This is a genomic window from Agrobacterium sp. 5Ca39 (assembly GCF_055382365.1).
Window position 1 is genome coordinate 2799023 of the sequence record NZ_AP026436.1, and the last position, 25137, is coordinate 2824159.

The 25137-nt window shown below is 58.2% G+C and carries 24 protein-coding genes and 1 pseudogene; 16 read left to right on the plus strand and 9 right to left on the minus strand.

What is annotated here, in order from left to right; genetic code table 11:
• Positions 1-2: 2 nt before the first annotated feature.
• The 3 genes from ACZ47E_RS13705 to dnaN form a co-directional block, all read right to left on the minus strand.
• Entirely contained in the window at positions 3-599 is a 597-nt protein-coding gene (locus tag ACZ47E_RS13705; RefSeq protein ID WP_006699700.1) for a histidine phosphatase family protein, read from the minus strand.
• A gap of 94 nt (positions 600-693) precedes the next feature.
• Positions 694-1287 (minus strand): phospholipid N-methyltransferase PmtA, encoded by a 594-nt coding sequence (gene pmtA / locus ACZ47E_RS13710; RefSeq protein WP_006699699.1) that lies wholly within the window; start codon positions 1285-1287, stop codon positions 694-696.
• A 193-nt stretch (positions 1288-1480) separates the two neighbouring features.
• The gene (gene dnaN / locus ACZ47E_RS13715) at positions 1481-2599 is read right to left on the minus strand and encodes a DNA polymerase III subunit beta (protein ID WP_006699698.1); all 1119 of its coding nucleotides are present in this window, start codon (positions 2597-2599) and stop codon (positions 1481-1483) included.
• A gap of 265 nt (positions 2600-2864) precedes the next feature.
• On the opposite strand from dnaN, the gene rsmI reads away from it, so the two are divergent.
• From rsmI to ACZ47E_RS13765, 10 genes and pseudogenes are all read left to right on the plus strand, one after another.
• Complete coding sequence (rsmI, locus tag ACZ47E_RS13720; protein ID WP_072493860.1) at positions 2865-3806, plus strand: 16S rRNA (cytidine(1402)-2'-O)-methyltransferase; 942 nt, start codon at positions 2865-2867, stop codon at positions 3804-3806.
• Positions 3796-4162, plus strand: a pseudogene (locus ACZ47E_RS13725) (YraN family protein). The gene rsmI and the pseudogene ACZ47E_RS13725 overlap by 11 nt, the downstream one beginning before the upstream one ends.
• A gap of 10 nt (positions 4163-4172) precedes the next feature.
• Positions 4173-4733 (plus strand): sugar O-acetyltransferase, encoded by a 561-nt coding sequence (locus ACZ47E_RS13730; protein WP_278067167.1) that lies wholly within the window; start codon positions 4173-4175, stop codon positions 4731-4733.
• A gap of 107 nt (positions 4734-4840) precedes the next feature.
• Positions 4841-6139 carry an extracellular solute-binding protein gene (locus ACZ47E_RS13735; RefSeq protein WP_022555483.1) on the plus strand — a complete coding sequence of 433 codons (1299 nt, stop codon included), beginning with the start codon at positions 4841-4843 and terminating at the stop codon, positions 6137-6139.
• 82 nt (positions 6140-6221) lie between these two features.
• Positions 6222-7190 carry an ABC transporter permease gene (locus ACZ47E_RS13740; RefSeq protein WP_278067168.1) on the plus strand — a complete coding sequence of 323 codons (969 nt, stop codon included), beginning with the start codon at positions 6222-6224 and terminating at the stop codon, positions 7188-7190.
• Positions 7191-7201: 11 nt separating this feature from the next.
• Positions 7202-8044, plus strand: a complete 843-nt coding sequence (gene ugpE, locus ACZ47E_RS13745; protein ID WP_035206675.1) for a sn-glycerol-3-phosphate ABC transporter permease UgpE — start codon at positions 7202-7204, stop codon at positions 8042-8044.
• Between the two features lie 10 nt (positions 8045-8054).
• Positions 8055-9155, plus strand: a complete 1101-nt coding sequence (locus ACZ47E_RS13750; protein ID WP_278067169.1) for a sn-glycerol-3-phosphate import ATP-binding protein UgpC — start codon at positions 8055-8057, stop codon at positions 9153-9155.
• Between the two features lie 110 nt (positions 9156-9265).
• On the plus strand, positions 9266-9778 hold the full coding sequence (locus ACZ47E_RS13755; protein ID WP_278067170.1) for a cupin domain-containing protein: 513 nt from the start codon (positions 9266-9268) through the stop codon (positions 9776-9778).
• 237 nt (positions 9779-10015) lie between these two features.
• The gene (gene gshB / locus ACZ47E_RS13760) at positions 10016-10975 is read left to right on the plus strand and encodes a glutathione synthase (RefSeq protein WP_022555488.1); all 960 of its coding nucleotides are present in this window, start codon (positions 10016-10018) and stop codon (positions 10973-10975) included.
• Between the two features lie 183 nt (positions 10976-11158).
• Complete coding sequence (locus ACZ47E_RS13765; RefSeq protein WP_464016879.1) at positions 11159-12691, plus strand: YifB family Mg chelatase-like AAA ATPase; 1533 nt, start codon at positions 11159-11161, stop codon at positions 12689-12691.
• Between the two features lie 201 nt (positions 12692-12892).
• Here ACZ47E_RS13765 and cysK read toward each other — a convergent pair whose 3' ends face one another.
• The 3 genes from cysK to dut form a co-directional block, all read right to left on the minus strand.
• The gene (gene cysK / locus ACZ47E_RS13770; protein WP_006699690.1) at positions 12893-13861 is read right to left on the minus strand and encodes a cysteine synthase A; all 969 of its coding nucleotides are present in this window, start codon (positions 13859-13861) and stop codon (positions 12893-12895) included.
• Between the two features lie 141 nt (positions 13862-14002).
• Positions 14003-14620: a LysE family translocator gene (locus ACZ47E_RS13775; protein ID WP_006699689.1), complete on the minus strand. Its 618-nt coding sequence runs from the start codon at positions 14618-14620 to the stop codon at positions 14003-14005.
• 86 nt (positions 14621-14706) lie between these two features.
• Entirely contained in the window at positions 14707-15177 is a 471-nt protein-coding gene (dut, locus tag ACZ47E_RS13780) for a dUTP diphosphatase (protein ID WP_278067171.1), read from the minus strand.
• Between the two features lie 90 nt (positions 15178-15267).
• Here dut and ACZ47E_RS13785 point away from each other — a divergent pair, with 90 nt between their 5' ends.
• From ACZ47E_RS13785 to ACZ47E_RS13795, 3 genes are all read left to right on the plus strand, one after another.
• A complete protein-coding gene (locus ACZ47E_RS13785) occupies positions 15268-16851 on the plus strand; it encodes a peptide chain release factor 3 (RefSeq protein ID WP_022555492.1) in 1584 nt (527 codons plus the stop codon).
• 171 nt (positions 16852-17022) lie between these two features.
• On the plus strand, positions 17023-18228 hold the full coding sequence (coaBC, locus tag ACZ47E_RS13790; protein WP_107339943.1) for a bifunctional phosphopantothenoylcysteine decarboxylase/phosphopantothenate--cysteine ligase CoaBC: 1206 nt from the start codon (positions 17023-17025) through the stop codon (positions 18226-18228).
• Positions 18225-18599 carry an MmcQ/YjbR family DNA-binding protein gene (locus ACZ47E_RS13795; protein WP_004439515.1) on the plus strand — a complete coding sequence of 125 codons (375 nt, stop codon included), beginning with the start codon at positions 18225-18227 and terminating at the stop codon, positions 18597-18599. Before coaBC ends, ACZ47E_RS13795 begins: the two co-directional genes overlap by 4 nt.
• A gap of 8 nt (positions 18600-18607) precedes the next feature.
• Here ACZ47E_RS13795 and olsE read toward each other — a convergent pair whose 3' ends face one another.
• From olsE to ubiE, 3 genes are all read right to left on the minus strand, one after another.
• Positions 18608-19522 carry an ornithine lipid hydroxylase OlsE gene (gene olsE, locus ACZ47E_RS13800; RefSeq protein ID WP_278067172.1) on the minus strand — a complete coding sequence of 305 codons (915 nt, stop codon included), beginning with the start codon at positions 19520-19522 and terminating at the stop codon, positions 18608-18610.
• Between the two features lie 160 nt (positions 19523-19682).
• Complete coding sequence (gene ubiB, locus ACZ47E_RS13805; protein ID WP_004439518.1) at positions 19683-21257, minus strand: 2-polyprenylphenol 6-hydroxylase; 1575 nt, start codon at positions 21255-21257, stop codon at positions 19683-19685.
• Between the two features lie 36 nt (positions 21258-21293).
• Positions 21294-22070 (minus strand): bifunctional demethylmenaquinone methyltransferase/2-methoxy-6-polyprenyl-1,4-benzoquinol methylase UbiE, encoded by a 777-nt coding sequence (ubiE, locus tag ACZ47E_RS13810; RefSeq protein ID WP_278067174.1) that lies wholly within the window; start codon positions 22068-22070, stop codon positions 21294-21296.
• Positions 22071-22213: 143 nt separating this feature from the next.
• On the opposite strand from ubiE, the gene mutM reads away from it, so the two are divergent.
• From mutM to rpsT, 3 genes are all read left to right on the plus strand, one after another.
• Positions 22214-23110: a bifunctional DNA-formamidopyrimidine glycosylase/DNA-(apurinic or apyrimidinic site) lyase gene (mutM, locus tag ACZ47E_RS13815; RefSeq protein ID WP_278067175.1), complete on the plus strand. Its 897-nt coding sequence runs from the start codon at positions 22214-22216 to the stop codon at positions 23108-23110.
• A gap of 27 nt (positions 23111-23137) precedes the next feature.
• Positions 23138-23911, plus strand: coding sequence for an enoyl-CoA hydratase (locus ACZ47E_RS13820; RefSeq protein ID WP_278067176.1), 774 nt, complete (start codon positions 23138-23140; stop codon positions 23909-23911).
• Positions 23912-24106: 195 nt separating this feature from the next.
• A complete protein-coding gene (gene rpsT, locus ACZ47E_RS13825; RefSeq protein ID WP_004439523.1) occupies positions 24107-24373 on the plus strand; it encodes a 30S ribosomal protein S20 in 267 nt (88 codons plus the stop codon).
• Positions 24374-25137 lie beyond the last annotated feature (764 nt).

The following is a 25137-nucleotide window of genomic DNA, read 5'->3' on the forward strand; positions in this document are numbered from 1 at the left end:
TCTTATCCCTGCCATGTTTCCATTGCCGTCCAGTCGCATGCGGGGGAGGCGGCTGCAAGTGAAAAGTCGGCGATGGAGAAGCGAAAGAGATTGCCGCCGCCGGGTGGCTGGTCCTCGCTGCGGCTGATGCGGCGGCCTTCTATATGGCATTTCAGAAGTGTGCCCACACCGCCATGGCCGACAAAGGCGATAGGCCGCTGTGTATCGTGCCGGTCAAGAATAGCTCTGACGGCATTGACAATCCGCGCCTGCGCATCGATTGCCCGCTCCCAGCCGCGAAAACTTTCCTGCGGGTGAGCGAAGAACCAGTCCGCCGCCTTCTCGAATTCCGGTGGCGTCAGGAAACCGGTGGAGGACCGATCGTTTTCATGCATCTCCTCGACGATTTCTATCTCCGCTCCGGATGTCTCGGCAAGGATACGGGCGGTTTCAATCGCCTTCGTCTCGGCGCTGCAAACGATATGGCGCAATGCCAGTGCCCAAGGCAGGCGGCCTGCCTCTCGCGACCGCTCGGCACCTCTTTCCGAAAGCCCCCATTGAGGAACGGGAACAGCCGGATCGATTCTGACCTGGGGGTGGGTAATGTAGAGAGCATGCACGGCAATCGGTCCCCAAAAGGCCATGGAAAGGGCATCGACACCCTAACCATGCGCTACGACCGGGAAATGACGGATTTTCTCGATCTGCCGGACCTCAGGCCCGAGTATAGGTCCACAGTTGCGCCGGCGGAATATTGCGCACGATGAAATCGAAATGACGAATGTGGTAAAGATGCGGCTGTGCCACGATCGGCGAGATCGGGCCATAGGATATCTGCACCACGGGGCGGCCATGCGGCACGCGCTTCAGCAATTCGTCGAGAAGCTTGATGCGGGCGGCCATCGGAAAATTCAGCATCGGCACGGCGGAAATGACACTGTCGAACATCTGATGCCCGTGTTCGCCGAGCGTTGCATCAAGATCGAAGGCATCCCCATTGACGAAGTTGACGCCGGGGTAGCTTTTGAGCAGCTGATTATAGAAATCGGTCGAATATTCGATGGCGGTCAGGTTCTCCGGCTTGATGCCGCGCGCCAGGATGGCCTTGGTGATGACACCCGTGCCTGGGCCGAGTTCAAGAACCGGCAGGCCGGAATGGGGATTGATGACACTCGCCATCTTTTTCGCTGTGATGGCCGATGTCGGTACGATGGCGCCGACTTTTTTCGGCTGGCTGACCATGCCCTTGAAAAAGCGGATTTCTTCCTCGAATTTCTGTTCAAGGCGTTGCTTCAGGTTAAGTGCCATAATTCCCCTCAGATGCATTTGGTCATTGTCAAAAAACAGTTACGCAATGTTGATCCCATTTGGCGCAAAAACAAGGCAAAATGTCGTAACTGGGAAAATTCGCCTCTGGGTCCAAGGCGGCGATAATCGAATCAAAAACGCCGGCGGAGCGATCCACCGGCGTTTTGGCTAAAATGGAAAGAAATCAGCGTACTCACACGCGCATCGGCATCAAAACATACAGGGCATCGTCGCCGGCGGTGTCACGAACCAGCGTTGGCGACCCTGCATCTGCCAGAAGGAAAATCGCGTCGTCACCGGAAAGCTGTGAGGTGATGTCGAGCAGATATTTCGCGTTGAAGCCGATTTCCATCGAATCATTGTCATAGCCGACGGCGACTTCTTCCGTCGCGCTGCCCGAATCGGGATTGTTGACGGTAAGAGTGAGCTGTCCATTGGTGAGGGCGAGTTTCACGGCGCGGCCACGTTCGGACGAAATGGTCGAAACGCGATCGACAGCCTGGGCGAAAGACTGGCAGTCGACCCGCATTTCCTTGTCGTTGCCGGTGGGGATCACGCGCTGGTAATCCGGGAAAGTCCCATCGATCAGCTTCGAGGTCAGAACGACCGAGCCGATGGTCAGGCGGATTTTCGCATCCGAGACTTCGACGGTGACTTCAAGCTCGGGGTTGTCCATCAGCTTCTGCAATTCACCGACAGTCTTGCGCGGAATGATGATGCCAGGCATGCCTTCGGAACCGGACGGCGCATCCACATCGGCGCGTGCCAGACGGTGGCCATCGGTTGCGACAGCGCGCAGCTTCAGCTCGCCATTGCTTTCGATGGTGTGGAAGAAAATGCCGTTCAGGTAATAACGTGTCTCTTCCGTTGAAATCGCGAATTGCGTGCGGTCGATCAACATCTTCAGATCGGTCGCCTTCAGCTTGAAGGTGTGGCTGAAGGTGCCGGCGGTCAGGTCAGGGAAATCCGCCTCGGGCAGGCATTGCAGCGAGAACTTCGAGCGGCCGGACGCAACGGTCATGGAGGAACCGTCCGGATTGGTCGCCAAAAGCACCTCGGAACCATCCGGCAGCTTGCGCACGATTTCATAAAGCAGGTGTGCCGGCACGGTGGTGGCGCCCGCCTGCTCCACCATGGCCGGGGTCGCTTCGGTGATTTCGAGATCGAGGTCGGTCGCCTTCATGTCAAGATTGGCGCCGGAGGCGCGCAGCAGAACGTTCGACAGGATCGGGATCGTGTTGCGACGCTCGACGACCCGGTGGACGTGGTTCAGCGATTTCAGAAGGTTCGACCGCTCAAGAGTAATACGCATGGACACTACCGCTTTCAACCGTTGCGAACCGGCCACCGCCGGATCGGCAAGAAGAGTCTTCACCGGCAAATGCCGGATAATGTGGACGGGCAAAATGGCAGAGTTATTGCGGAGAATGCAAGAGCCGAGTTCGTCTGCCGCGGGTCATTTTGCTGCTATACAGCATGATCCACAGGCTGGCGCCGCCCGTTGCCCTTGTTCGCCGGTTTTCAATTGCCCATAAAGAGGAATAACTGGAGCGACCGGCCGGAAATGATCGGCAAGAATGATTGGAAGCCGTGTGACGGAAGAAACATCGAAGATTGACGCCAGGCAGGCGGTGAAGGAATTCAGGATCGGCGCTGCCACAATTCCCGCGCGTCCGCTGGAGTGCGCGCTTTATCTCGTCGCCACCCCCATCGGCAATCTGGGCGACATCACCATTCGCGCGCTGGAGACGCTGGCTTCTGCTGATGTTCTCGCCTGCGAGGATACCCGCGTCACGCGCATCCTGCTCGAGCGTTACGGTATCCGTACCCGTCCGTTTGCGTATCACGAGCACAATTCGAACGAAGTGGGGCCAAAGCTCATCGCGGCGCTGGAAGCAGGAAAATCCGTGGCGCTGGTGTCGGATGCGGGAACGCCGCTTGTTTCCGATCCCGGTTACCGGCTCGGCCAGCTTGCACTCGAGGCCGGGCATCGCGTCGTGCCGGTGCCGGGCGCCTCGGCGCCGTTAGCCGCGCTGGTCGGTTCGGGCATGCCAAGCGACGCCTTCCTGTTTGCTGGTTTCCTGCCTGTAAAGGACCGCGGCAAGCGCGACCGTTTTGCCGAACTGGCGAAAATCCCCGCGACCCTCATTTTTTTTGAATCACCGCATCGCATCAGCGCTTCCATCAAGGTCGCATCGGAAGTGCTTGGTCGTGAGCGCCGTGCCGTGGTCTGCCGCGAGCTGACCAAGACGTTCGAGGAATTCCGCCGCGGCACGCTCGGTGAGCTTGCGGATTACTATGACGGTGACCGTGTGGTGAAGGGCGAGATCGTGCTTCTGGTGGAGCCGCCTTCCTATGACGAGATTCCCGATATCGAGGATGTCGAGAAGCTGCTGAAGGATCTGGTCGCCACCATGCCCGCTGCAAGGGCTGCAGGCGAAGCGGCGAAGCTGACGGGCCTGCCGCGCAAGGAGCTTTATCAAAGGCTGCTGGACATGAAGGAAGCGGATGGCCGCTAACTGGCGAAACGACAAAAGGCGAAAAGCCGAGCGGCGTGGTCATGCTGCGGAATATTGGGCGGCACTTTTTCTGCTGCTGAAGGGATATCGCATTCTCGCCATTCGTTATCGCACCCGGCTGGGGGAGATCGACCTTGTCGCCCGCAAGGCGGACGTCGTCGCGTTTGTGGAGGTCAAGGCCCGGCCCTCCGGTATCAGCGCGATCGATGCCGTCGGCTTTCATTCGCAGCAACGCATCCGGGCGGCTGCGGACCTGTGGCTGGCCCGCCACGGCGGCCGGGCGGCTTTCACTGCGCTTCGATATCGTCGCCATTCTGCCGCGAGGTCTGCCGCAGCATTTTATCGATGCCTTTTGAAGGGGAGACGATGTCCACCGAGCGTGAAAAAATGGCCGCGGGCGAATGGTACAGCTGCATGGATGACGAGCTGGATATATTGCGCCGGCGCGCACGAGGGGCCGTCCACCAGCACAACACGATGCCGCCGGATGAGCGCGGGGCAATTGCACCGCTGCTGCGCGCGCTGTTTAATTCTGTCGGGGAAGGCGCGTTTCTCGAAGCGCCGTTTCATTGCGCTTACGGCTTTAATATCGCGCTGGGAAAGAATGTATATCTCAACGCGGGCTGCACCATTCTCGATTCCGCTAAGGTAACGATAGGCGACGGCGCGATGCTGGGGCCTGCGGTGCAGATTTACTGTGCGGAACACCATCTCGACCCGGTGCCGCGTGCCCAAGGCATTGAAATCGCAAAACCCGTGGCCATCGGTCGCGACGTCTGGATCGGCGGTGGAGCGATTCTGCTTGCGGGCGTGACAGTGGGTGACGGTGCGATTGTCGGTGCCGGTTCGGTCGTCACACGCGACGTCGGTGCAGGCGTGACGGTGGTCGGGAACCCGGCGCGGCCCCTGAAACGCATATCCGACTGAGATTTTCATCCGCCGCTGTAATAAATCTGACATGGAACTGTCAAAGAGGCGTCATTGAACCTCTCTATTCGCATCCTCACCCCAATAAATGGTGGAGAGGATTTGATATGTTCAAGAAGATTTCCATGGCCGCTGTGGCTGTCAGCATCTCCGCGACCTCTTCCATGGCTGCGACCAACATCACCTGGTGGCATGGCATGGGCGGCCGTAACGGCGAAGTCATCAACGAAGTCGCCCAGAAATTCAACGAAGCCCAGAAAGAATGCGCGCTAACGCCGGTTTCCAAGGGCTCCTATGAAGAAGCTCTCGCCAGCGGCATCGCAGCTTTCCGTTCGGGCGAACAGCCGAACATCCTTCAGGTTTTCGATGCAGGTGCTGCCACCATCATCAACGCCAAGGGCGCGGTGATTCCTGCCGAAGACCTGATCACCAAGGCCGGTTACAAGTTCGATCGCGACGCCTTTATCAACGGCGTGCGCTACTTCTACGCTGCCGCTGACGGCAAGTTCGTCGGCATGCCGTTCAATTCCTCCGCTCCCATCATGTACATCAACGACGAGGCTCTGAAGAAGGCCGGCGTCGAAGCTCCCAAGACCTGGGAAGACTTTGAAAAGGTCGCGCCGAAGCTGAAGGAAGCCGGCTATATTCCGCTCGTCCAGTCGCAGCTGACCTGGCAGTTCACGGAGAACTTCTTCTCGCGTAACAACATCCAGTTCGCTACGAACAACAATGGTTACGACAGCGTCACCGACACCAAGCTCAAGGTCACCGACCCGAACCTCGTCATGATGTTCGAGAAGCTGAAGGACTGGAAGGACAAGGGCCTGTTTGCCTATTACGGCGCCGGCTGGAACGACAACCAGAAGCCCTTCGAAGAAGGTAAGGTAGCACTCTGGATCGGTTCGTCGGGTTCCTTCGGCGGCCTTCAGAAGACGGCCACAATGCCATTCTCGGCAACTTTTCTCCCTTACTGGGGCTCCATCAAGGGCGCGGGTACCAACTCCTTCATCGGCGGCGCTGCCCTCTTTGCAATGTCGGGCAAGTCCGAAGCCGAAAACAAATGCGTGGCCGACTTCTTCCAGTTCCTGACCTCGCCGGAAATCCAGGTCTTCTATCACAAGGCAACCGGTTACGTCGCCATCACCAAGGCCGCTTATGAAAAGGCCAAGGCTGAAGGTTACTACAAGGAAAAGCCGGTCGCCGAAGTCGGCATCCAGCAGCTGTCACTGCAGGGTGGCGACTGGTCCAAGGGTTATCGCCTCGGCTTCTACCCGCAGATCCGCGCCGTGATGGAACGCGAATATAACCGCATCTTCTCCGGCGAAGTCACGCCGAAGGCTGCTTTCGAAATTATCGAGAAGGAAGGCAACGACCTTCTGGCCCGCTTCGCCAAGACGGCCGGCTGATCGATCTCTTCGAAACCGTTGATCTTGTCGAGCCTCCTTTCTGACGGAAGGGAGGCTCACTTCTGGATAAGGAGGCGCAAGCGTGGCCTATACATCGTCTCAACCGCGCCGGTTTTTCTCCGGTCGGTCCGCAAAGGCTGGAAAACCCGCCAAGCCCGCAGAAGCCGGCATGAAGCGCGTGCAGTTCTCCTCGTCCTTTGTGCCCTACCTGTTTCTGGCACCGCAGCTTGCGGTGATTTTCATCTTCTTCTATTGGCCATCCGTTCAGGCCATCCATTCTTCTTTCTATATCGAAGACCCGTTCGGGTTCGGCGCTTCCTTCGTTGGACTCGCTAATTATTCGGATGCGATCTTCAGCCCCGAATATCTCAGCATCGCGAAATTCACGGTAGTCTTCACCGTGCTCGTCACCTTCTTTTCGCTGGCGCTCGGCCTGCTGCTCGCCGTCAAGGCGGATGCGGTCATTCGCGGCAGTTCGACATACAAGACGCTGCTGATTTCCGTCTACGCCATTGCGCCGCCAGTCGCCGGCCTTATCGGCATGATGTTTTTCGACCAGCATATCGGCCCCTTCGTGAAGATGGCCGCGTTTCTCGGTTGGGACATGAAGGTCGGCCTCAATTATTTCGATACGGCCTTTGCCATGATCGTTGTCGCGGTCTGGAAGCAGATTCCTTACAACTTCATCTTCTTCCTCTCCGGTCTCCAGGGCGTTCCGGTCTCCGTGCGGGAAGCCGCGTCCATCGATTGCCGTTCGGGCTTTCGCCGGTTCTGGACCGTCATCATGCCGCTCCTGGCGCCCACGGCCTTCTTTCTGCTGATCATCAACATCACCTATGCGCTCTTCGACACCTTCGGCGTCATTGACGTGATGGTGAAGGATAAGGCCGCCAACAACCCGATTACGCTGGTCTACAAGGTGTTCCTCGACGGCTTCCGCGGCAATGACATCGGCGGTTCCTCGGCCCAGTCCGTCATGCTCATGCTGGTCGTTTTCGTCCTCACCATCATCCAGTTCCGCTTCATCGAGAAGCGCATCCATTACAATTGAGGGAAAAGACGATGTACAAGACAAAACCCCTCGATCATCTGGTGCTGATCATTGGCGCATTGTTTCTGATCCTGCCTGTTGTCGTGGCCTTCATGACGTCCACCCACACGGCGGCTGAAATTCACCGCAGCGGCCTTGCGATCATTCCCGGCGACAATTTCATCGAAACCTATGAGAAGGTCCTTACCCAGAAGGGTGGTTTCACCGGACAGGTTACAGGCCTGAACATGGTGTTGAATTCGCTGATCCTCGGCATCGGCTTTGCCGTCGGCAAAATCGTCCTGTCGATGACGGCGGCCTATGCGATCGTCTATTTCCGCTTCCGTTTTGCGACGCTCGCCTTCTGGATCATTTTCACCACGCTGCTTCTGCCGCTCGAAGTGCGCATCATGCCGTCCTACGAGGTAATGAGCAAACTCGGACTGTTGAACTCCTATACCGGTCTGATCGTGCCGCTTCTCGCTTCGGCGACGGGCACCTTCTATTTCCGGCAGTTCTTCAAATCCGTGCCTGAAGAGCTGCTGGAGGCTGCCCGTATCGATGGTGCGGGGCCAGTGAAATTTTTCATCGACGTTCTCATTCCGCTGTCGCGCACGATGATGGCGGCAATCTTCATCATCATGTTCGTCTATGGCTGGAATCAGTATCTCTGGCCCATGCTGATGACGACGGATGAGAGTTTCTTCACCCTGATGCGTGGCATCAAGTCGATCCTGCAGGTCTGGGTCGGTTCGCAAATCCCCGATTACAACGAAGCTTTCGCGCTCGCCGTGCTGGCCATGCTGCCACCCGTGCTGATCGTCGTTATTTTCCAGCGCTGGTTCATCAAGGGCCTGACCGAGAGCGATAAATAAGGAGACCGAAATGGCCGCGATAGAAATCAGTCAGGTCTGCAAGGATTATCATGGCGGCGTGCGCGCCGTGCATCATGTCGATATCGATATCAAGGACGGCGAGTTCATCGTTCTCGTCGGTCCCTCCGGGTGCGGCAAGTCCACGCTTTTGCGTATGGTCGCCGGGCTCGAGGATATTTCAGAAGGCACGGTGAAGATCGGCTACCGGGTGGTTAACCAGACCGATCCGGCTGACCGCGATATCGCCATGGTTTTCCAGAACTACGCGCTTTACCCGCATATGTCGGTACGCGAGAACCTGGAGTACGGGCTGAAGAACCGCAGGACACCCAAGGCGGAAATTGACGCCCGTGTGGCTGAAGCGGCGCGTATGCTGCAACTCGAACCCTATCTGGATCGCAAGCCACGCGCCCTTTCCGGTGGTCAGCGGCAGCGCGTCGCCATGGGGCGCGCGATCGTTCGCAAGCCTGCTGCCTTCCTGTTCGACGAACCCCTATCCAATCTCGATGCCAAGTTGCGTGTTTCCATGCGCGGCGAAATCAAGCGGCTGCAAAAACGTCTCGGCACGACATCGATCTACGTTACCCATGACCAGTTGGAAGCCATGACGCTGGCCGACCGCCTCGTCGTGCTGAATGGCGGCCGTATCGAGCAGATCGGTGCGCCGCTGGATGTCTATCACACGCCTGCCTCAACCTTCGTCGCGAGTTTCATTGGTTCTCCGGCCATGAATCTTCTCAGCGCCGAATTGCACGGCGATAGCCTTGCCGTCGGGCCGTCGCTGTTTGCGCTCAATGGCTTTGCCCCCACGTCCGGCCCGGTGACTGTTGGAATGCGGGCGGAAGATTTTCGTCTCGCTGCTGCTGACGCCCAGGGTTTCGCACTTCGCGTGGATTATATTGAGGAGCTGGGTTCGCAACGTCTTATACACGGCATGATCGGCGATCAGAGCCTGACCGTGGCCTTTCCGCCTGACGTCGAGGTTCCGTCCGCGCTTTCGGTGACGATTGCTCCGGAAAAACTGCACTTCTTCTCCAGCGAAACTGGCAAGCGTATCGCCAGCAGAGCGGAACAAACGATGGCGCAGGACGCTCAACTGGCGACGGCCTGAGTTCGTCACCTGAAATCGGCGCGATGGCTAAAATTGCGCCGATTGTCAAAACTGGTTTGTTACGATCCCGATGATAGAAGGCCTCCAATATTTCACGGGGGTTTTCTCATATGTCGTTCAAAATGATGTTCGCGGCGGCCGCAACGATGGCTATCCGTACGGTGCCGATATTGCCGGCCTATCTGCGTCGGAAAAAAGACGATGCCGTGGTCAGCGCATCCTGCACCGATCTGCGGCTTCAGCCGGCGCCTATCAATGCTGAATGGATCATTGCCGGCAACCCGCAGGCACGTGCTGCGGATCATTCCCGAAGCGGCGACCGTGCCTCAAGCACTGCCATGTGGGATTGCACTGCAGGCGAATTCCGCTGGTTCTTCGGCTGGGATGAGACCGTCTATATTCTGGAAGGCGAGGTGCATGTGACGGCCGAGGACGGCTCGGTCAGCATCCTGCGGGTCGGTGACGTCGCTTATTTCAGGGCCGGAACATGGGCCACCTGGCGTGTTGATCATTATGTGCGCAAGGTTGCCTTCATGCGTCGTCCGTTCCCCAAGGCGCTGGCATTTGCCTATCGCGTCAAGAACAAGCTGTTCGCCGGTCGCTCCTACAAGCTGGCAGCCTGAGCCGTCGCCCATGCCGTTGGCGGGCGCGGGTGTGCCTTCGCCGTGGGAATTATGAAGGTTCAATAAAACTCACAGAAACCACGGCTCGCAGCAGTTGCGTTTGAATGGTCGCTGCCCTACATCTTTCAAGTTTTCTGAAGCATTTCCGGGTCTCTTCCGGTCCTGCAGGAACGATTGAAAGATGAGACACGGCATGGCGGATCGCAGGCGTCCGTATGCTGCGAGAGGAACATGCGCATGGCGAAGATCAAGAACGTCGCGATCCAGATGGATCATGTCTCCGGCATCAACATCGGCGGTGATTCCACCTTCGCCATGAGCCTTGAAGCGCAGGCGCGTGGATATCGGCTGTTCCATTACACGCCCGACCGCCTTTCCATGCGCGATGGCAAGATTTACGCGACCGTCGAGCAGATGGAGCTGCGCGACATCAAGGGTGACCATTTCTCGCTTTCCGAACCGGAGCGCGTTGATCTGTCCACGATGGATGTCATCCATCTGCGTCAGGATCCACCATTCGACATGGCCTATATCACCTCCACCCATCTGCTGGAGCGCATTCATCCGAGGACCCTGGTGGTCAATGATCCCGCCTGGGTGCGCAATTCGCCGGAGAAGATCTTCGTCACCGAATTCGCGGATCTCATGCCGAAGACGCTGATCACGAAGGATGTCGCGGAAATCGCGCGCTTCCGCAACGAAATGGGCGATATCATTCTCAAGCCGCTTTATGGCAACGGCGGTGCGGGCGTCTTCCATTCAGCGCGGGACGACCGCAATTTCTCCTCGCTGCTGGAAATGTTCGGTCAGATGTTCCGCGAACCTTACATTGCTCAGGAATATCTGCCCGACGTCCGCAAGGGCGATAAACGCATCCTGCTGGTGGATGGAGAGCCGGTGGGTGCGATCAACCGCGTTCCAGCGGAAAACGACGCCCGTTCCAACATGCACGCTGGCGGCCGGCCTGAGCCTACGGAACTGACCGCGCGCGAAAAGGAAATCTGCCGCCGTATCGGCCCCGCCCTGCGCGAGCGTGGTTTCCTGTTCGTTGGAATTGATGTCATTGGCGATTACCTCACCGAAATCAACGTCACCTCGCCGACCGGCATTCGAGAGGTGCGGAAATTCGGCGGCGCCGATGTGGCGAGCCTGCTGTGGGACGCCATCGAGAAAAAGCGCGAAGCTCAGGATTTTTGATAAGACATAAATCGCTCTCGGTTTGTTCCGGATATACAACTCGATACAACTAAAATACAGCGGATGCGATAAATTGTTCGCTGGATGTTCTTGTTTTATTCTTTGACCTGTGGCACGTTGCTTGGCAAGGGTCGTGGATGGGGCATAAGGCTCTGAAAGCGCGACGGTTTGCGGGGGCAGGCCATGGTGGCACGGGTCAATACGGTGGCATTTCAGGGCATAGAGGGTGTGCCTGTCGAGGTGCAGGTCATGGTCGCACCGGGAAGGGTCGGCATCCAGATTGTCGGTCTGCCGGATAAAGCCGTCGCCGAAAGCCGGGAGCGCGTGCAGGCGGCATTACATGCCTCAGGCTTGGCGCTGCCGGCAAAGAAGGTCACGGTCAATCTTGCCCCTGCCGATCTGCCGAAGGAAGGATCGCATTTCGATCTTCCCATTGCCCTTGGCCTCATGGCCGCCCTGGGAGCCATACCGGCCGAAGCGCTGGGGCGTTACGTGGTCCTTGGCGAACTCAATCTCGATGGTACTATCGGCTTGGTTGCGGGCGCGCTTCCGGCCGCGATCGGGGCCAATGCGCTTGGCAAGGGACTGATTTGCCCGGCTGATAGCGGCCCGGAGGCGGCATGGGCCGGAGCCGGGATCGATATTCTCGCCCCGCGCAGCCTGATTGCGCTCGCTAATCACTTTCGTGGCACGCAGATCCTCTCGCGCCCGACGCCCGCCATTCGCGCCAATCCGGTCAATCTGCCTGATTTAGCTGACATAAAGGGGCAGGAGAGCGCCCGGCGGGCGCTGGAGGTGGCAGCCGCCGGCGGCCATAATCTGCTGATGGTCGGCCCGCCCGGCTCGGGAAAATCCATGCTCGCCGCCCGCTTGCCTTCGATCCTGCCGCCGCTGGAGGCGGCAGAACTGCTGGAAGTGTCCATGGTCCATTCCATTGCCGGCCAATTGTCGGGTGGCAAGCTTTCGGATCGCAGGCCCTTCCGCACGCCGCATCATTCCGCCACCATGGCGGCCCTGATCGGCGGCGGGCTGCGGGCCAAACCGGGCGAGGCTTCGCTTGCTCACCATGGCGTTCTTTTTCTGGATGAATTCCCGGAATTTTCGCCGCAGGTGCTGGATGCCCTGCGTCAGCCGCTCGAAACCGGCGAATGCATTATTGCGCGTGCCAATCACCGTGTCAGCTATCCCGCGCAAATCCAGCTTGTCGCGGCAATGAATCCCTGCCGTTGCGGTATGGCGGGAGAGCCGGGTTTTACCTGTGCCAGAGGCCCACGTTGTGTGGCAGACTATCAGGCTCGCATTTCCGGCCCGCTGCTTGATCGCATCGACATCCGTATCGACGTTCCCGCCGTTTCCGCCGCCGATCTCATTCGGCCCGTGACGGCCGAACCGAGCGCCGTGGTTGCGGCGCGCGTCGCCGAAGCGCGCCTTGCCCAGCAGGAACGTTATGCGGCAGCGGGCTTCCCTGCCATCCGCACCAACGCCCGCTGCACGATAGCAATGATCGAAAAATACGCCGAACCGGACCAGTCCGGGCTGCAATTGCTCCGTGATGCGGCGGAGCGCATGAAGTTTTCCGCGCGCGGTTACCATCGCATTCTCAAGGTGGCCCGCACCCTGGCGGATCTGGATGGCAGGCAAACGGTTGGACGTATCCATATTGCCGAAGCAGTGTCCTATCGTATCGCCGGCGAAAGGCTAACCGCCGCGGCGTAAGACCAGCTAAGGGCACTTTGTCTGGGAAGGACGCTTATGCCTGCCGGTCAATCAGGCGGTTCCGGGAATGACGGGTAAAATGCTGTTTGGACAGCTCGGTAGGTGATGGGCCGAATGAGGGGGCCTTGAAACAGAAGTGCCGCCGGCAAACCGGCGGCACGTCAAATATTCGCTCTTCCGCAACCGGGTGCCGAGAAGGGGCTAGAGCCCAAGCCCTTCGAAAAGTGCTGTCGAAAGATAACGTTCCGCGAAGGAGGGAATGATGATGACAATGTTCTTGCCGGCATTTTCCTCACGCGCACCGACCTTGATTGCCGCCGCCAGCGCCGCACCCGAGGAGATGCCAACGGGCACGCCTTCCAGCCTCGCCGCCAGACGTGCGGTTTCGAAAGCCTCATCATTGGTGACGGTGACGATCTCGTCATAAATGCCGGTGTCGAGAATGGCGGGGGCAAAACCGGCGCCGATGCCCTGAATTTTGTGGGGGCCGGGGTTGCCACCGGAAAGAACGGGGCTGTCGGCGGGCTCCACCGCAATCACCTTCACCTCGGGCTTGCGGGATTTCAGAACCTGACCCGTGCCGGTGATCGTGCCGCCGGTGCCGATACCCGAGACCAGAATATCAACCGTGCCTTCGGTGTCGTTCCAGATTTCTTCAGCCGTCGTCTTGCGGTGGATCTCCGGATTGGCGGGGTTTTCAAACTGCTGCGGAATGATGGCGTCAGGCAGGGTTTCTGCCAGTTCCTGCGCTTTGGCGATGGCGCCCTTCATGCCCTTCGGGCCTTCGGTCAGCACCAGTTCCGCGCCCAAGAGAGCCAGCATTTTCCGACGCTCGACCGACATGGTTTCAGGCATGGTCAGGATCAGCTTGTAGCCTTTCGCGGCGGCAGCGAAGGCGAGCGCAATCCCCGTATTACCGGAGGTCGGTTCCACCAGCGTCGTCTTTCCGGGCGTAATCTTGCCCTGGGCTTCCAGAGCTTCAATCATGGCGACGCCGATGCGGTCCTTCACCGAAGCGATGGGATTGAAAAATTCGAGCTTGGCAAGAAGATTGGCCTTCACGCCTTTTTCCTTCGCCAGCTTGTCGAGCCGCACGATCGGTGTATCGCCGATTGTTTCCGTAATCGAGGAATAGACGCGTCCGCGTCCGGGCTTTCTGGCTTCCGGCATGATGCTCTCCTGTGTAAAGACCGCAAGATTTGAGCGGCAGAATAGGAGCAATAACCTCCGCAAGCTAGCGAACGTTCGTCCTAATATCCGTGAATTGCGGGAATAATTTCACGCCAGATCGCGGAAATGCACGAATTTGTTTTACGTGCTGCGGATGGCGATCATCGTCGCGGTTCCGGCCAGAATACCCGCCGCGGTGCGGTTGAGAATTGTCAGGGCGCTCGGTCTTTTCAGGAGGTTGCGCGCTTTGGCCGCAAGCAGGATGTAAGGCAGGAGAACCGCCATCAGCACGACAAAGGTGATGGCAAGAAGCGTCGCATATTCCGAAGGGCCGATCATGCGGATGTCGATCAGCGTCGGCACCAGCGCCACATAAAAAAGCATGGTTTTTGGATTGCCGAGGGTGATCAGCAGGCCGGACAGGAAGGACATGGACATGCTGGTGCTCTTCTTCGCCTTCAGGTCCTGCGGCAAGAGACCGGCGGTCCAGAGCTTCCAGGCGATATAGAGAAGATAGGCCGCACCTGCAAATTTCAGGACCATGAAGGCCTCCTGAAAGGTCTGCGCGACGAAGGCCAGCCCCAGGATCACAGCGGTCAGATAGATCATGTCGCCAAGCACCAGCCCGAGACCCATAAAAAAGGTTTCCCGAAAGCCCGAACCCAGCGCCCGCGCCACGATTGCCGTCATGCCGGGGCCGGGAATGGCGGCAGCGATGAAGAGGGCGGTGGCATAAGCGAATAGGGTGGTCAGCGTCATGATCGTGTTCCCTGAAAATCCGCCAGATCCATAGCGAAAATGCCGGGCAAAGACAATCAGTCCGCTCCTCTGCACCAGGGGTGTCGCTAAACGCCGGTAGAGCCGAAACCGCCGACGCCACGCGCCGTCTGCGAAGTTTCCATCACTTCGACAACAGTCACCTGCGTCACGGGCGCGATGACCATCTGCGCAATGCGCATGCCGCGCTCGACGACGAAATCGTCCTGACCGAGATTGGCGAGGATGACTTTCACCTCACCGCGATAATCGCTGTCCACCGTGCCCGGGGAATTGAGGCAGGTGATGCCGTTCTTGATGGCAAGGCCGGAGCGGGGGCGGATTTGCGCCTCATATCCGGCGGGAACTTCGAACACGAAGCCGGTCGGCACCAGCGCCCGTTCACCGGGTTTCAGGGTCAACGGCTCACCCACGGACACAGCTGCACGCAGGTCCATGCCGGCGGCGCCGCCGGTCTCGTAAGAGGGGAGTTCAAGGCCCGCGCCGTGGGCGAGGCGGACGAGACGAAGAGGAGGCAGATTGTTGTTTTGAACGGTCATGCGGCATTAGTTTGCCGAGATCGCGGCAAGGTCAATTGCAAAACCGGGCCTGAAACGCTAGATACCCCGCAATTCCACAGGATTTGTCAGATGGCCGAAACACTTGCCGAGGCGGTCTCCCGCCGCCGCACCTTTGCTATTATCGCGCACCCGGACGCGGGTAAAACCACGCTCACCGAAAAGCTGCTACTGTTCGGCGGAGCGATTCAGCTTGCCGGTGAGGTGAAGGCGAAAAAGGACCGCATCCAGACCCGTTCGGACTGGATGAAGATCGAGCGCGAGCGCGGCATTTCTGTCGTCACGTCGGTCATGACTTTCGAATATAACGACCGCGTCTTCAACATCCTCGATACGCCCGGCCACGAAGATTTCGCCGACGATACCTATCGTACGCTGACGGCCGTGGATGCGGCGATCATGGTCATCGACGCCGCCAAGGGTATCGAGCCGCGCACGCTGAAGCTGTTCGAAGTCTGCCGCATGCGCGATATTCCGATCATCACCTTCATCAACAAGATGGACCGCGAAAGCCGCGACCCCTTCGAGATACTGGACGAGGTGGAGGAGAAGCTGGCGCTCGATACGGCGCCGATCACCTGGCCGGTGGGCCGCGCCAAAACCTTCTGCGGCGCCTATCATCTTGCCGACAGCACGTTCCGTGGCGTCGACACGCAGGTGGAGGCCATGAAGGTTAACGGTCCGCAGGCGGTGGCGGATCGACTGCCGGAAAATGAGCGCGATGCTTTCATCGAAGAAACGGAACTGGCGATGGAAGCCTGCCGTCCCTTCGATCGGCAGGCTTTCCTCGAAGGTCATATGACGCCGGTCTTCTTCGGTTCGGCGCTGCGCAATTTCGGTGTGCGTGACCTTATCAATGCGCTCGGCGATTTCGCACCGCCACCGCGCGATCAGGTGGCGGATACCCGCACCGTGCATGCGGCCGAAGACAAAATGACTGCCTTCGTCTTCAAGATTCAGGCCAATATGGACCCGAACCACCGCGACCGTATCGCCTTTGCCCGCATCTGCTCCGGCAAGCTGGAGCGCGGCATGAAGGCGCGCCTGTCACGCACCGGCAAGCAGATGGGACTCACCGCGCCGCAATTCTTCTTCGCCTCGCAACGCCAGCTGGCCGACACAGCCTTTGCAGGTGATGTGGTCGGCATTCCGAACCACGGCACGCTCCGCATCGGCGATACGCTGACCGAGGGTGAAAACCTCGTGTTCCAGGGTGTGCCAAACTTCTCGCCGGAAATCCTGCGCCGTGTGCGTCTGGAAGATGCGATGAAGGCGAAGAAGCTGAAGGAAGCCCTGCAGCAAATGGCCGAAGAGGGCGTCGTGCAGCTCTTTTCGCCGGAAGACGGCTCGCCAGCCATCGTCGGCGTCGTCGGTGCGCTGCAGCTTGACGTGTTGAAGGAACGGCTGATGGGCGAATATGGCCTGCCGGTTTCCTTCGAAATGTCGCGCTTCTCGGTCTGCCGCTGGATTTCGTCCGATCAGCCGGCAGAAATGGACAAGTTCCTCAACGTCAAGCGTGGCGATATCGCCCGCGACCTGGATGGCGATCCGGTATTTCTGGCGCAGGATGCCTTTTCGCTGCGTTATGAATCCGAGCGTTTCCCCGCGATCAAGATGGTTGCGATCAAGGAATATCACGTCGCCAAGGCGGCGTGATATCGGCCGGGTTGCACTTTGTATGCCAAGGGCCGAGCATTTTCAGGAAAAATGCGCAAGCGGTTTTCCGTCCAGGAATGCGGAAAACAAAGGGCTAGAGCATTGAAGGTGATTACGTTTTCACCGAAAATGCTCTAGTTTCCCGGTGAAACGGGAAACTGGTCCGGCATCATGGCGCTTTCAGACAAACATATTCTCCTCATCATATCAGGCGGCATCGCGGCCTATAAGAGCCTCGACCTCATCCGCCGTCTGAAAGAGCGCGGCGCAAAGGTTACGCCTGTCATGACGAAAGGCGCGCAGGAATTTATCACCCCGCTCGCCGTTGGTGCATTGTCTGCCACCCATGTTTTCACGGAGCTTTTTTCACGGCAGGACGAGCAGGATGTTGGCCATATCAGGCTGGCGCGCGATTGCGATCTCGTGCTGGTGGCGCCCGCCACCGCCGATCTCATGGCGAAGATGGCGCATGGTTTGGCCGATGATCTAGCTTCGGCGGTCCTTCTTGCGACCGACCGCAAGGTGCTGGTTGCGCCGGCGATGAACCCAAAAATGTGGTCGGCAAAGCCAACAATACGCAATGTCGATACGCTGAAGAAAGACGGTGTGTTTTTCGTCGGACCAATGGCCGGCGAGATGGCTGAGAAGGGGGAGGCTGGTCTCGGCCGAATGGCGGAGCCTTTACAGATCGTCCAAGCCGTTGAAGCGCTGCTGGATGGGGGGACGAAGCCCCTGAAGGGCAAGACGGCGATCGTGACCTCCGGCCCTACGCATGAGCCGATCGATCCCGTGCGCTACATCGCCAACCGTTCATCGGGCAAGCAGGGCCATGCGATTGCAGCGGCTCTCGCGGAACTCGGTGCAGACGTAACGCTGGTTTCCGGGCCGGTGACCATTGCTGATCCCGCCGGTGTGACGGTAATCCATGTCGAGCGCGCCGAAGAAATGCGGGACGCGGTGATCTCAAGGCTGCCGTCGGATATCGCCGTCATGGTTGCCGCCGTCGCCGACTGGCGGGTGGCGGGTTCATCAGAACAAAAGATCAAGAAACAGCCAGGTGATGCGCCGCCGGCGCTCCAGCTGACAGAAAATCCCGATATTCTCAAAACCGTCGGCCACCATGAAAACCGTCCGAAGCTAGTGGTGGGCTTCGCTGCCGAAACGCAGGACGTGGAAAAAAACGGTCGCGCCAAACTGGAACGCAAGGGCGCGGATTACATCGTCGCCAATGACGTCTCGGCGCAAACCGGAATCATGGGTGGAGACCGCAACAGCGTGAAAATCATTTCGGCTGAGGGTGTTGAGGCATGGCCGGATCTCGATAAGGCCGAAGTGGCAAAACGTCTGGCAGCCTTTGTCGCGGAGAAACTCACGTGACCATCTTTGATCGCAAGACATTCGACAGGATGCTTGGCGAATGGCCGGGCGTGCGTTTCGTAGATCAATGGGATTCGCATGTTGCCAAGGTGGGCGACAAGGTCTTTGCCGTGCTGGGCGAACGGGAAGACTGGCGGCTGGTGGTGAAATGCTCGGAGGAAAGCTTTGAAATCCTCACTGCACTCGAAGGTATCGCCCAGGCGCCGTATTTTGCCAAACGCAAATGGATATCGATTGCCGATCATTCTCCGCTCGAACGGGAAGAAGTGGAGCACTATGTTCGCCGCTCCTATGAGCTTGTGGCAGCCGGCCTGACAAAAAAACTGCGAGGCGAGCTGGGCATCGTGATCGATCCCGCACCCGCCCTATAATTTCCGCTTCAATTGACCTTTTTGTCCTTGCCGATGATCTGGCGGACGCCTTCTTTGGTGAAGGGCTGCACGAGCTGTGGCAAAAACCCCTTGGCGATCTCACCCTTGATGCCGATATCAGTTGATGAGGGTCGGTTAGGGTTATGGTAGGAGCCAAAGAGAATATCGAAGATGACGAGGTTTTCGCCGTAATTGGTATTGCCTTCCGGAAGCTGTTTTGAATGGTGCCAACGATGTAGGCGCGGCGTGCTGAAGACATAGTCGAGCACACCCGTTTTCATGTCGACATTGCAATGGGTCAAGATACCGATGAATGCGGTCACAGCACCCAGCCACCAGAACACCTGCAGCGGCGCACCCATGAAATAAAGCGGAATCTGGCTGAGCGCGATCTTGAACAGGGAATCGGCCACATGGAACCGCCCGGTATTGATGACCCATAGCCGTACGACGCTGTGATGCAGGGCATGGAACCGCCAGAAAAAAACGGTTTCATGCGCGATGCGATGGGCCCAGTAGAGACCGAATTCGGCAATCGTTACCGCAAGCGAGACCTGCACCACCATTGGCAGATGCGATGGCCACAGGTCAAAGCGCATTGCCGCGAGCGGCTGGAGCACGTTCGCGGCCAGCATCGGGAAGATGGCCGATGCTGCGGCGGCAAGTTGCACCAGCCCCTTGGTCAAAAGCGTGTGGCCGATGCTCGTCATTGTCTCGCCATCCCCTTCGAGCCATTCGACTTCATAGGGAATATAGCGTTCGAGAAGAAAGAGAGTGATAACCGCGCAGGCATAAACACTGAGAAACGCCGCGATCGGATGGCTGCTCGTGAAGGCGAAATATGACCCCACGAGGCCGCCAACAAAGACGAGTGGCCAGGAGGAATAGGAGAGGGTCTGTTTCAGTATCTGCGCTTTTGCCATCACAATCAAATCCCGTCCGGCATCATCCGTCTCTAGCACCCGCGCACTATCGCGGCTTCAAAGCAGCCCTTACCCGCACAACTGCCTGACCCGAGGAAAGGCGAAGTCTTTATTACCTCGAGACGTTACACAAACATGGCACGAAAACGTGCCGAGATGTTCAGCTTACCTTGATGGCAATAAAGACAAGCGTCAGCGCAATAACCCACAGCGCTATCCGCCCCCATCTGGTATGGCGCGCTTCTGCCCTGCCGATGGCTTCTGCGGTCTGGGCGTCGAAACGCAAGCCGTGCTCGCTCATATACATCAGTTCGGAATGCAGCTTCTCCGTCTTGGCGGCGATCTCCGGCGCTGCCTCGGCGAGCTTCAGGGCGGCCTTCACGCCGTCTTTCAGATCGGTTACTATACGTTTCGGGCCAAGATTGTCCCTTATCCAGCCACTGACAACAGGGTCAGCCGCCTTCCACATGTTGAAGCGCGGATTGAGCATACGCGACACGCCTTCCACCACCACCATCGTCTTTTGCAGCATCACGAGTTCCGGCCGGGTTTCCATGTCGAAAAGCTCAGTGACTTCAAAGAGAAGGGTCAGGAGCTTGCCCATGGAGATCGTCTCCGCCGGCTGGCCGTGAATTGGCTCGCCGATGGCGCGGATCGCCTGCGCGAAACTCGCTATGTCGTGATGGCCCGGCACGTAACCGGCCTCGAAATGTACTTCCGCCACCCGCATGTAATCGCGCGTGATGAAGCCGTAGAGGATTTCAGCGAGAAACCGCCGCTCCTTTTTCCCGAGCCGTCCGGCGATGCCCATATCGACCGCGACTATCATGCCCTGCGGATCGACGAAAAGATTGCCGGGATGCATGTCGGCATGGAAAAAACCGTCGCGCAGGGTGTGCCGCAGGAAGGACTGAATCAGTGTGTCGGCGAGCTTGTTCAGGTCGTGACCGGCGGCCTTCAGGCCTTCAATGTCCGACATCTTGACGCCGTCGATCCACTCCATGGTGACGACGTCACGACCGGTGCGTTCCCAGTCGACTTCGGGAACACGAAAACCGGGATCTTGCCTGGTGTTTTCCGCAAGCTCGGAAAGGGCGGCGGCCTCAAGCCGCAGATCCATCTCGATCTTGGTGGTCTGCTCCAGCGTGCGCGTCACTTCGACCGGGCGCAGACGACGGGCCGAGCGGACAAAGCGCTGTTGCAGGTCGGCGATCAGATACATCGCCTCGAGATCGTTCTGGAAGCGTTGTCGCACGCCGGGACGGATCACCTTCACGGCAACCTTGCGTGGCCCCTTTGGCGTATCCACAATCGCCGGATGGACCTGGGCGATGGAGGCGGCGGCGATCGGGTCGCCAAATTCCCTGTAGAGTTCCGAAACCGGCCGTCCGAGCGATCCCTCGATATTCGCTTTGGCGGCTGCTGCTGGGAAAAAGGCCATGCGGTCCTGAAGGCTTGCGAGATCGTCTGCGAACTCCGCGCCCACCACATCCGGACGGGTGGCCAGAAACTGACCCATCTTCACATAGGACGGCCCAAGCCGCTCGACAGCCACCGCCAGCCGATCACTACGCTGCGCTCTTTTCGCCTTGCTACGGGCGAATGGCTTCAGCAGGGCTTTTAACACCTGCGCGGGAGCGGGCAGGTCATCGGACGGCAGGGCCAGCACGACGCCTTCGCGCACGAGAACCCAGCCAACCCTTGCGAGGCGGAAATATGCGCCCAAAGTGCTCATGCTTATGCTTGTCTCCTGCCTCTGCCGGCCATGGTCTTAGAGCTTCCAGCCGGAATGCAGGGCGGCGATGCCGCCGGTGTAATTGGTATAGGTCACGCGGGAGAAGCCGGCGGTGCGGATCATCGTCGCAAAATCCTCCTGATTGGGGAATTTACGGATCGATTCGACCAGATACTGATAGGGTTCGGCGTCGCCGGTGATCATCTTGCCGAATTGCGGAATGGCATTGAACGACCACGCGTCGTAGACGCGATCAAGCAGCGGCATCTCAACTTCGGAAAACTCCAGCACCAGAAGCCGCCCGCCGCGCTTCAGCACACGGTGCGCTTCCTTCAGCGCAACGTCGATGCGCGGAACATTGCGAATGCCAAAGGCGATCGTATAGGCGTCGAAGCTGTTCGCCTCAAAAGGTAGTTCCTCGGCATTGGCCTCCACGAAGGTCAAATTGTCCGAAAGCTTCTTTTTCGCCGCGCGCTCTTCGCCGACGGCAAGCATCGAGCCATTGATATCGAGAACGGTGGCATGCGCCAGACGATTGGAAGCTTCGACGATCCTGAAGGCAATATCCCCGGTACCACCAGCCACGTCCAGAACCTTGTAGGAGGGATCCCTGCGCGGCGAAAGCGAGGACACCATGGCGTCCTTCCACAGCCGGTGCAGGCCGGCCGACATCACGTCATTCATGATATCGTAGCGCTTGGCCACCTTGTGGAAGACCTCGTTGACCATCCCCTGCTTCTGGCCTTCGTCCACCTTGTGGAAGCCATAGGACGTTTCCATGCCGCCTTGGGCGGTGGTACGGGCGTCGGTCATCGTCTGTCTCCATATTTATTGCGTGGCGGACCATAGCGGAAACGCCATGGCGACGCTATCTGTTGCCGCATCGCCTGGGCGCGACATTTCGCGTGCACTTTATAGACCACATGGTCCTAACGAAAAACTGCCGGATAAGCCAGATGCCAGAATTGCCAGAAGTCGAAACCGTCAGACGCGGCCTTGCTCCCGCCATGGAAGGGGCAAGGGTTCGCAAGCTCCATCTCGGCCGCCCCGACCTGCGGTTTCCGTTTCCAGAGGATTTCGCGGAGCTTATCGAGGGGAAGACAATCATCTCGCTCGGAAGGCGGGCGAAATATCTTCTGATCGAGCTGGAGGACGGGCTGACAATCGTGTCCCATCTCGGCATGTCCGGCTCTTTCCGCGTGGAAGCGGAAGCCGATGCAGAAGGCAGCATACCCGGCGTGTTCCACCATCCCCGCTCGAAGGACGGCAAGCACGACCACGTCGTCTTTTATCTGGATAAAGGCGAAGAGCGCATCTGCGTTATATATAATGATCCGCGTCGCTTCGGCTTCATGCATCTGGTGGAGCGCAGCAAGCTCGATCTTTATCCCGCCTTTGCGGAACTTGGCCCGGAGCCAACAGGCAATATGCTGAGCGCGGATTATCTCGCGAGCCGGTTCGACGGTAAAAGCCAACCGCTGAAAAGCACGCTGCTGGACCAGAAGGTTATTGCCGGCCTCGGCAATATCTATGTCTGCGAGGCGCTGTGGCGCGCCCATCTTTCCCCCCTGCGTGCCGCCGGAACGCTGGTAACGAAAGGTGGCAAGCCCACAGCGAAGCTCGTGTATCTCACGGAGAAAATCCGCGATGTCATCGCCGATGCCATCGCCGCCGGGGGCTCATCATTGCGCGACCACATACAGACGGATGGAACGCTTGGTTATTTCCAGCATTCCTTTTCGGTCTACGATCAGGAGGGGCAGCCTTGCCGTACCCCCGGCTGCAGGGGTACGGTTGAAAGGGTGGTGCAGGCTGGCCGCTCCACCTTTTATTGCGCCGCCTGCCAGAAATGAACGAACGACGGAGAAGGGGAGACTGCCGTGGATTATGAAACGATATTGGTCGAAAAGCGCGACGAGGTAGGGGTCATCACGCTCAATCGTCCAAAGGCGCTAAACGCTCTCAATTCCGTGCTTCTGAAAGAGCTGCGACACATCCTGTCTTCATTTTCCGTGGACGATTCCATCGGTGCGGTCGTTATCACCGGCTCTGAGAAGGCATTTGCGGCTGGCGCCGATATCAAGGAAATGCAGGGGCTGGATTTCGTCGATGCCTATGTCGGTGATTTTCTTGGCGGCTGGGACGAGGTTGCGGCCACCCGCAAACCCGTCATCGCCGCCGTTTCCGGTTTTGCCCTCGGGGGCGGGTGCGAACTCGCCATGATGTGCGACTTCATAATAGCATCCGATACGGCAAAGTTCGGCCAGCCGGAGATCACGCTGGGTGTCATTCCAGGCATGGGCGGCTCCCAGCGGCTGACGCGTGCGGTGGGTAAGGCAAAGGCGATGGACCTCGTTCTGACTGGCCGCATGATGGATGCGGCGGAAGCCGAGCGCGCCGGTCTCGTATCGAGAATCGTGCCGGCCGCGAACCTGATGGACGAGGCGGTGGAGGCCGCCGCCCGCATCGCGTCGCTGTCGCGTGCCTCCGTGCTCATGGCCAAGGAAAGTGTCAATCGTTCCTTCGAAGTGCCGCTTTCGGAAGGTCTGAGATATGAAAGACGGTCCTTTCAGTCGCTTTTCGCCACGGCAGATCAGAAGGAGGGCATGGCGGCCTTCGTCGAAAAGCGCAAACCTGCTTTCCGGAATCGCTAAGGATTCGGAATATCGGCGCTTTTAAGCGTTTTGCGCGTTGACGGGCGTAAGCTTTAGCGGTATATGCCCGCCCACGGTTAAGGAAAGCCATCCGGCTTGTCCGAAATTACTCCCGCATTCTTGGGTTACGTGAGGTCTTCGAAAGACCCGATCCTCTGGTTGCGGAATTTGGTTTGAATTCGAAGAGAGGCATACATGGCCAATACAACTTCGGCGAAAAAGGCGACCCGCAAGATCGCTCGCCGTACCGCAGTCAACAAGGCTCGCCGTTCGCGCGTTCGCGGCTTCATCCGCAAGGTAGAGGAAGCTATCGCTACCGGTGATCTCGCTGTCGCTACCGAAGCTCTGAAGGCAGCTCAGCCCGAGATCCAGCGCGCCGCTACGAAGGGCGTTCTGCATGGCAACACGGCATCCCGTAAGGTGTCGCGTCTTGCACAGCGCGTGAAGGCTCTTTCCGCCTAATCCGGCTAATTACAAATAATTATTCAAAAAGCCTGGTCTTTGACCGGGCTTTTTCTGATTCTAACCGCCTGTTAATCATTCCTCCCGTAACGTGACAAATGCGTGTCAACTGAACGACAGGAAAAACTAAGCAAAAACAAATACTTGCTGGAGGTCTTCTCCAAAATGGGAAGCTTGCTCTACGGAAGTCGGGGCAAGTTTTGAGTCAAGAAGATTTTTATTTTTTTGCCAAAACAGGCTCTCAAAAAACGCCAAAATTGAATCTCATTGATTCATAAGCGATTCTGCTTTGAACCTTGACGGTGATGCAAAACGGCCTTTGCGAGTCAATGGCCGATCTACGTTTTTGCAGAAAAAACGCCATTGATCTCTCCCCACGATCCTGCCTAAATGCATTCCAACAAGGGGTGCGGATCTCAGTCCACAGATTATCTCGATGTTCGTATCGACGATATTCACCTTCTTGCTGACGGGTCTTTCGAGGTCCGTTTTTTCAGGTCATGGAGCTTTTTGTACCGTTTCGGTCTCGGAACGGGCGGGAGCTTTTTGTCCTTAAAAATGCGCCTTAAGGTTGTGGCGAAAGGAGCGTTTTGAGCGTGTCGCAGGCCTCTCCATGAGGGAGAGGGAAATGGGAAACCGGCTCGCAACGAGAATAGTCTTTGACGTTCTTTCGAGGGGAACGCTGAGGGCGGGAATAAACGAGGGGGATCTCTGGCGATCTATTTTGGTCGTCAGGCTATGATTGGCAATTTGAAAGGCGGCAA

Bases quoted from the DNA above. Each gene is read 5' to 3' on its own strand.
- pmtA (WP_006699699.1), bottom strand. From the start codon at position 1,287: ATGGCACTTAACCTGAAGCAACGCCTTGAACAGAAATTCGAGGAAGAA.
- dnaN (WP_006699698.1), bottom strand. From the start codon at position 2,599: ATGCGTATTACTCTTGAGCGGTCGAACCTTCTGAAATCGCTGAACCAC.
- rsmI (WP_072493860.1), top strand. From the start codon at position 2,865: ATGATTGGAAGCCGTGTGACGGAAGAAACATCGAAGATTGACGCCAGG.
- ACZ47E_RS13730 (WP_278067167.1), top strand. From the start codon at position 4,173: ATGTCCACCGAGCGTGAAAAAATGGCCGCGGGCGAATGGTACAGCTGC.
- ACZ47E_RS13735 (WP_022555483.1), top strand. From the start codon at position 4,841: ATGTTCAAGAAGATTTCCATGGCCGCTGTGGCTGTCAGCATCTCCGCG.
- ugpE (WP_035206675.1), top strand. From the start codon at position 7,202: ATGTACAAGACAAAACCCCTCGATCATCTGGTGCTGATCATTGGCGCA.
- ACZ47E_RS13750 (WP_278067169.1), top strand. From the start codon at position 8,055: ATGGCCGCGATAGAAATCAGTCAGGTCTGCAAGGATTATCATGGCGGC.
- ACZ47E_RS13755 (WP_278067170.1), top strand. From the start codon at position 9,266: ATGTCGTTCAAAATGATGTTCGCGGCGGCCGCAACGATGGCTATCCGT.
- gshB (WP_022555488.1), top strand. From the start codon at position 10,016: ATGGCGAAGATCAAGAACGTCGCGATCCAGATGGATCATGTCTCCGGC.
- ACZ47E_RS13765 (WP_464016879.1), top strand. From the start codon at position 11,159: ATGGTGGCACGGGTCAATACGGTGGCATTTCAGGGCATAGAGGGTGTG.
- cysK (WP_006699690.1), bottom strand. From the start codon at position 13,861: ATGCCGGAAGCCAGAAAGCCCGGACGCGGACGCGTCTATTCCTCGATT.
- ACZ47E_RS13775 (WP_006699689.1), bottom strand. From the start codon at position 14,620: ATGACGCTGACCACCCTATTCGCTTATGCCACCGCCCTCTTCATCGCT.
- dut (WP_278067171.1), bottom strand. From the start codon at position 15,177: ATGACCGTTCAAAACAACAATCTGCCTCCTCTTCGTCTCGTCCGCCTC.
- ACZ47E_RS13785 (WP_022555492.1), top strand. From the start codon at position 15,268: ATGGCCGAAACACTTGCCGAGGCGGTCTCCCGCCGCCGCACCTTTGCT.
- coaBC (WP_107339943.1), top strand. From the start codon at position 17,023: ATGGCGCTTTCAGACAAACATATTCTCCTCATCATATCAGGCGGCATC.
- olsE (WP_278067172.1), bottom strand. From the start codon at position 19,522: ATGGCAAAAGCGCAGATACTGAAACAGACCCTCTCCTATTCCTCCTGG.
- ubiB (WP_004439518.1), bottom strand. From the start codon at position 21,257: ATGAGCACTTTGGGCGCATATTTCCGCCTCGCAAGGGTTGGCTGGGTT.
- ubiE (WP_278067174.1), bottom strand. From the start codon at position 22,070: ATGACCGACGCCCGTACCACCGCCCAAGGCGGCATGGAAACGTCCTAT.
- mutM (WP_278067175.1), top strand. From the start codon at position 22,214: ATGCCAGAATTGCCAGAAGTCGAAACCGTCAGACGCGGCCTTGCTCCC.
- rpsT (WP_004439523.1), top strand. From the start codon at position 24,107: ATGGCCAATACAACTTCGGCGAAAAAGGCGACCCGCAAGATCGCTCGC.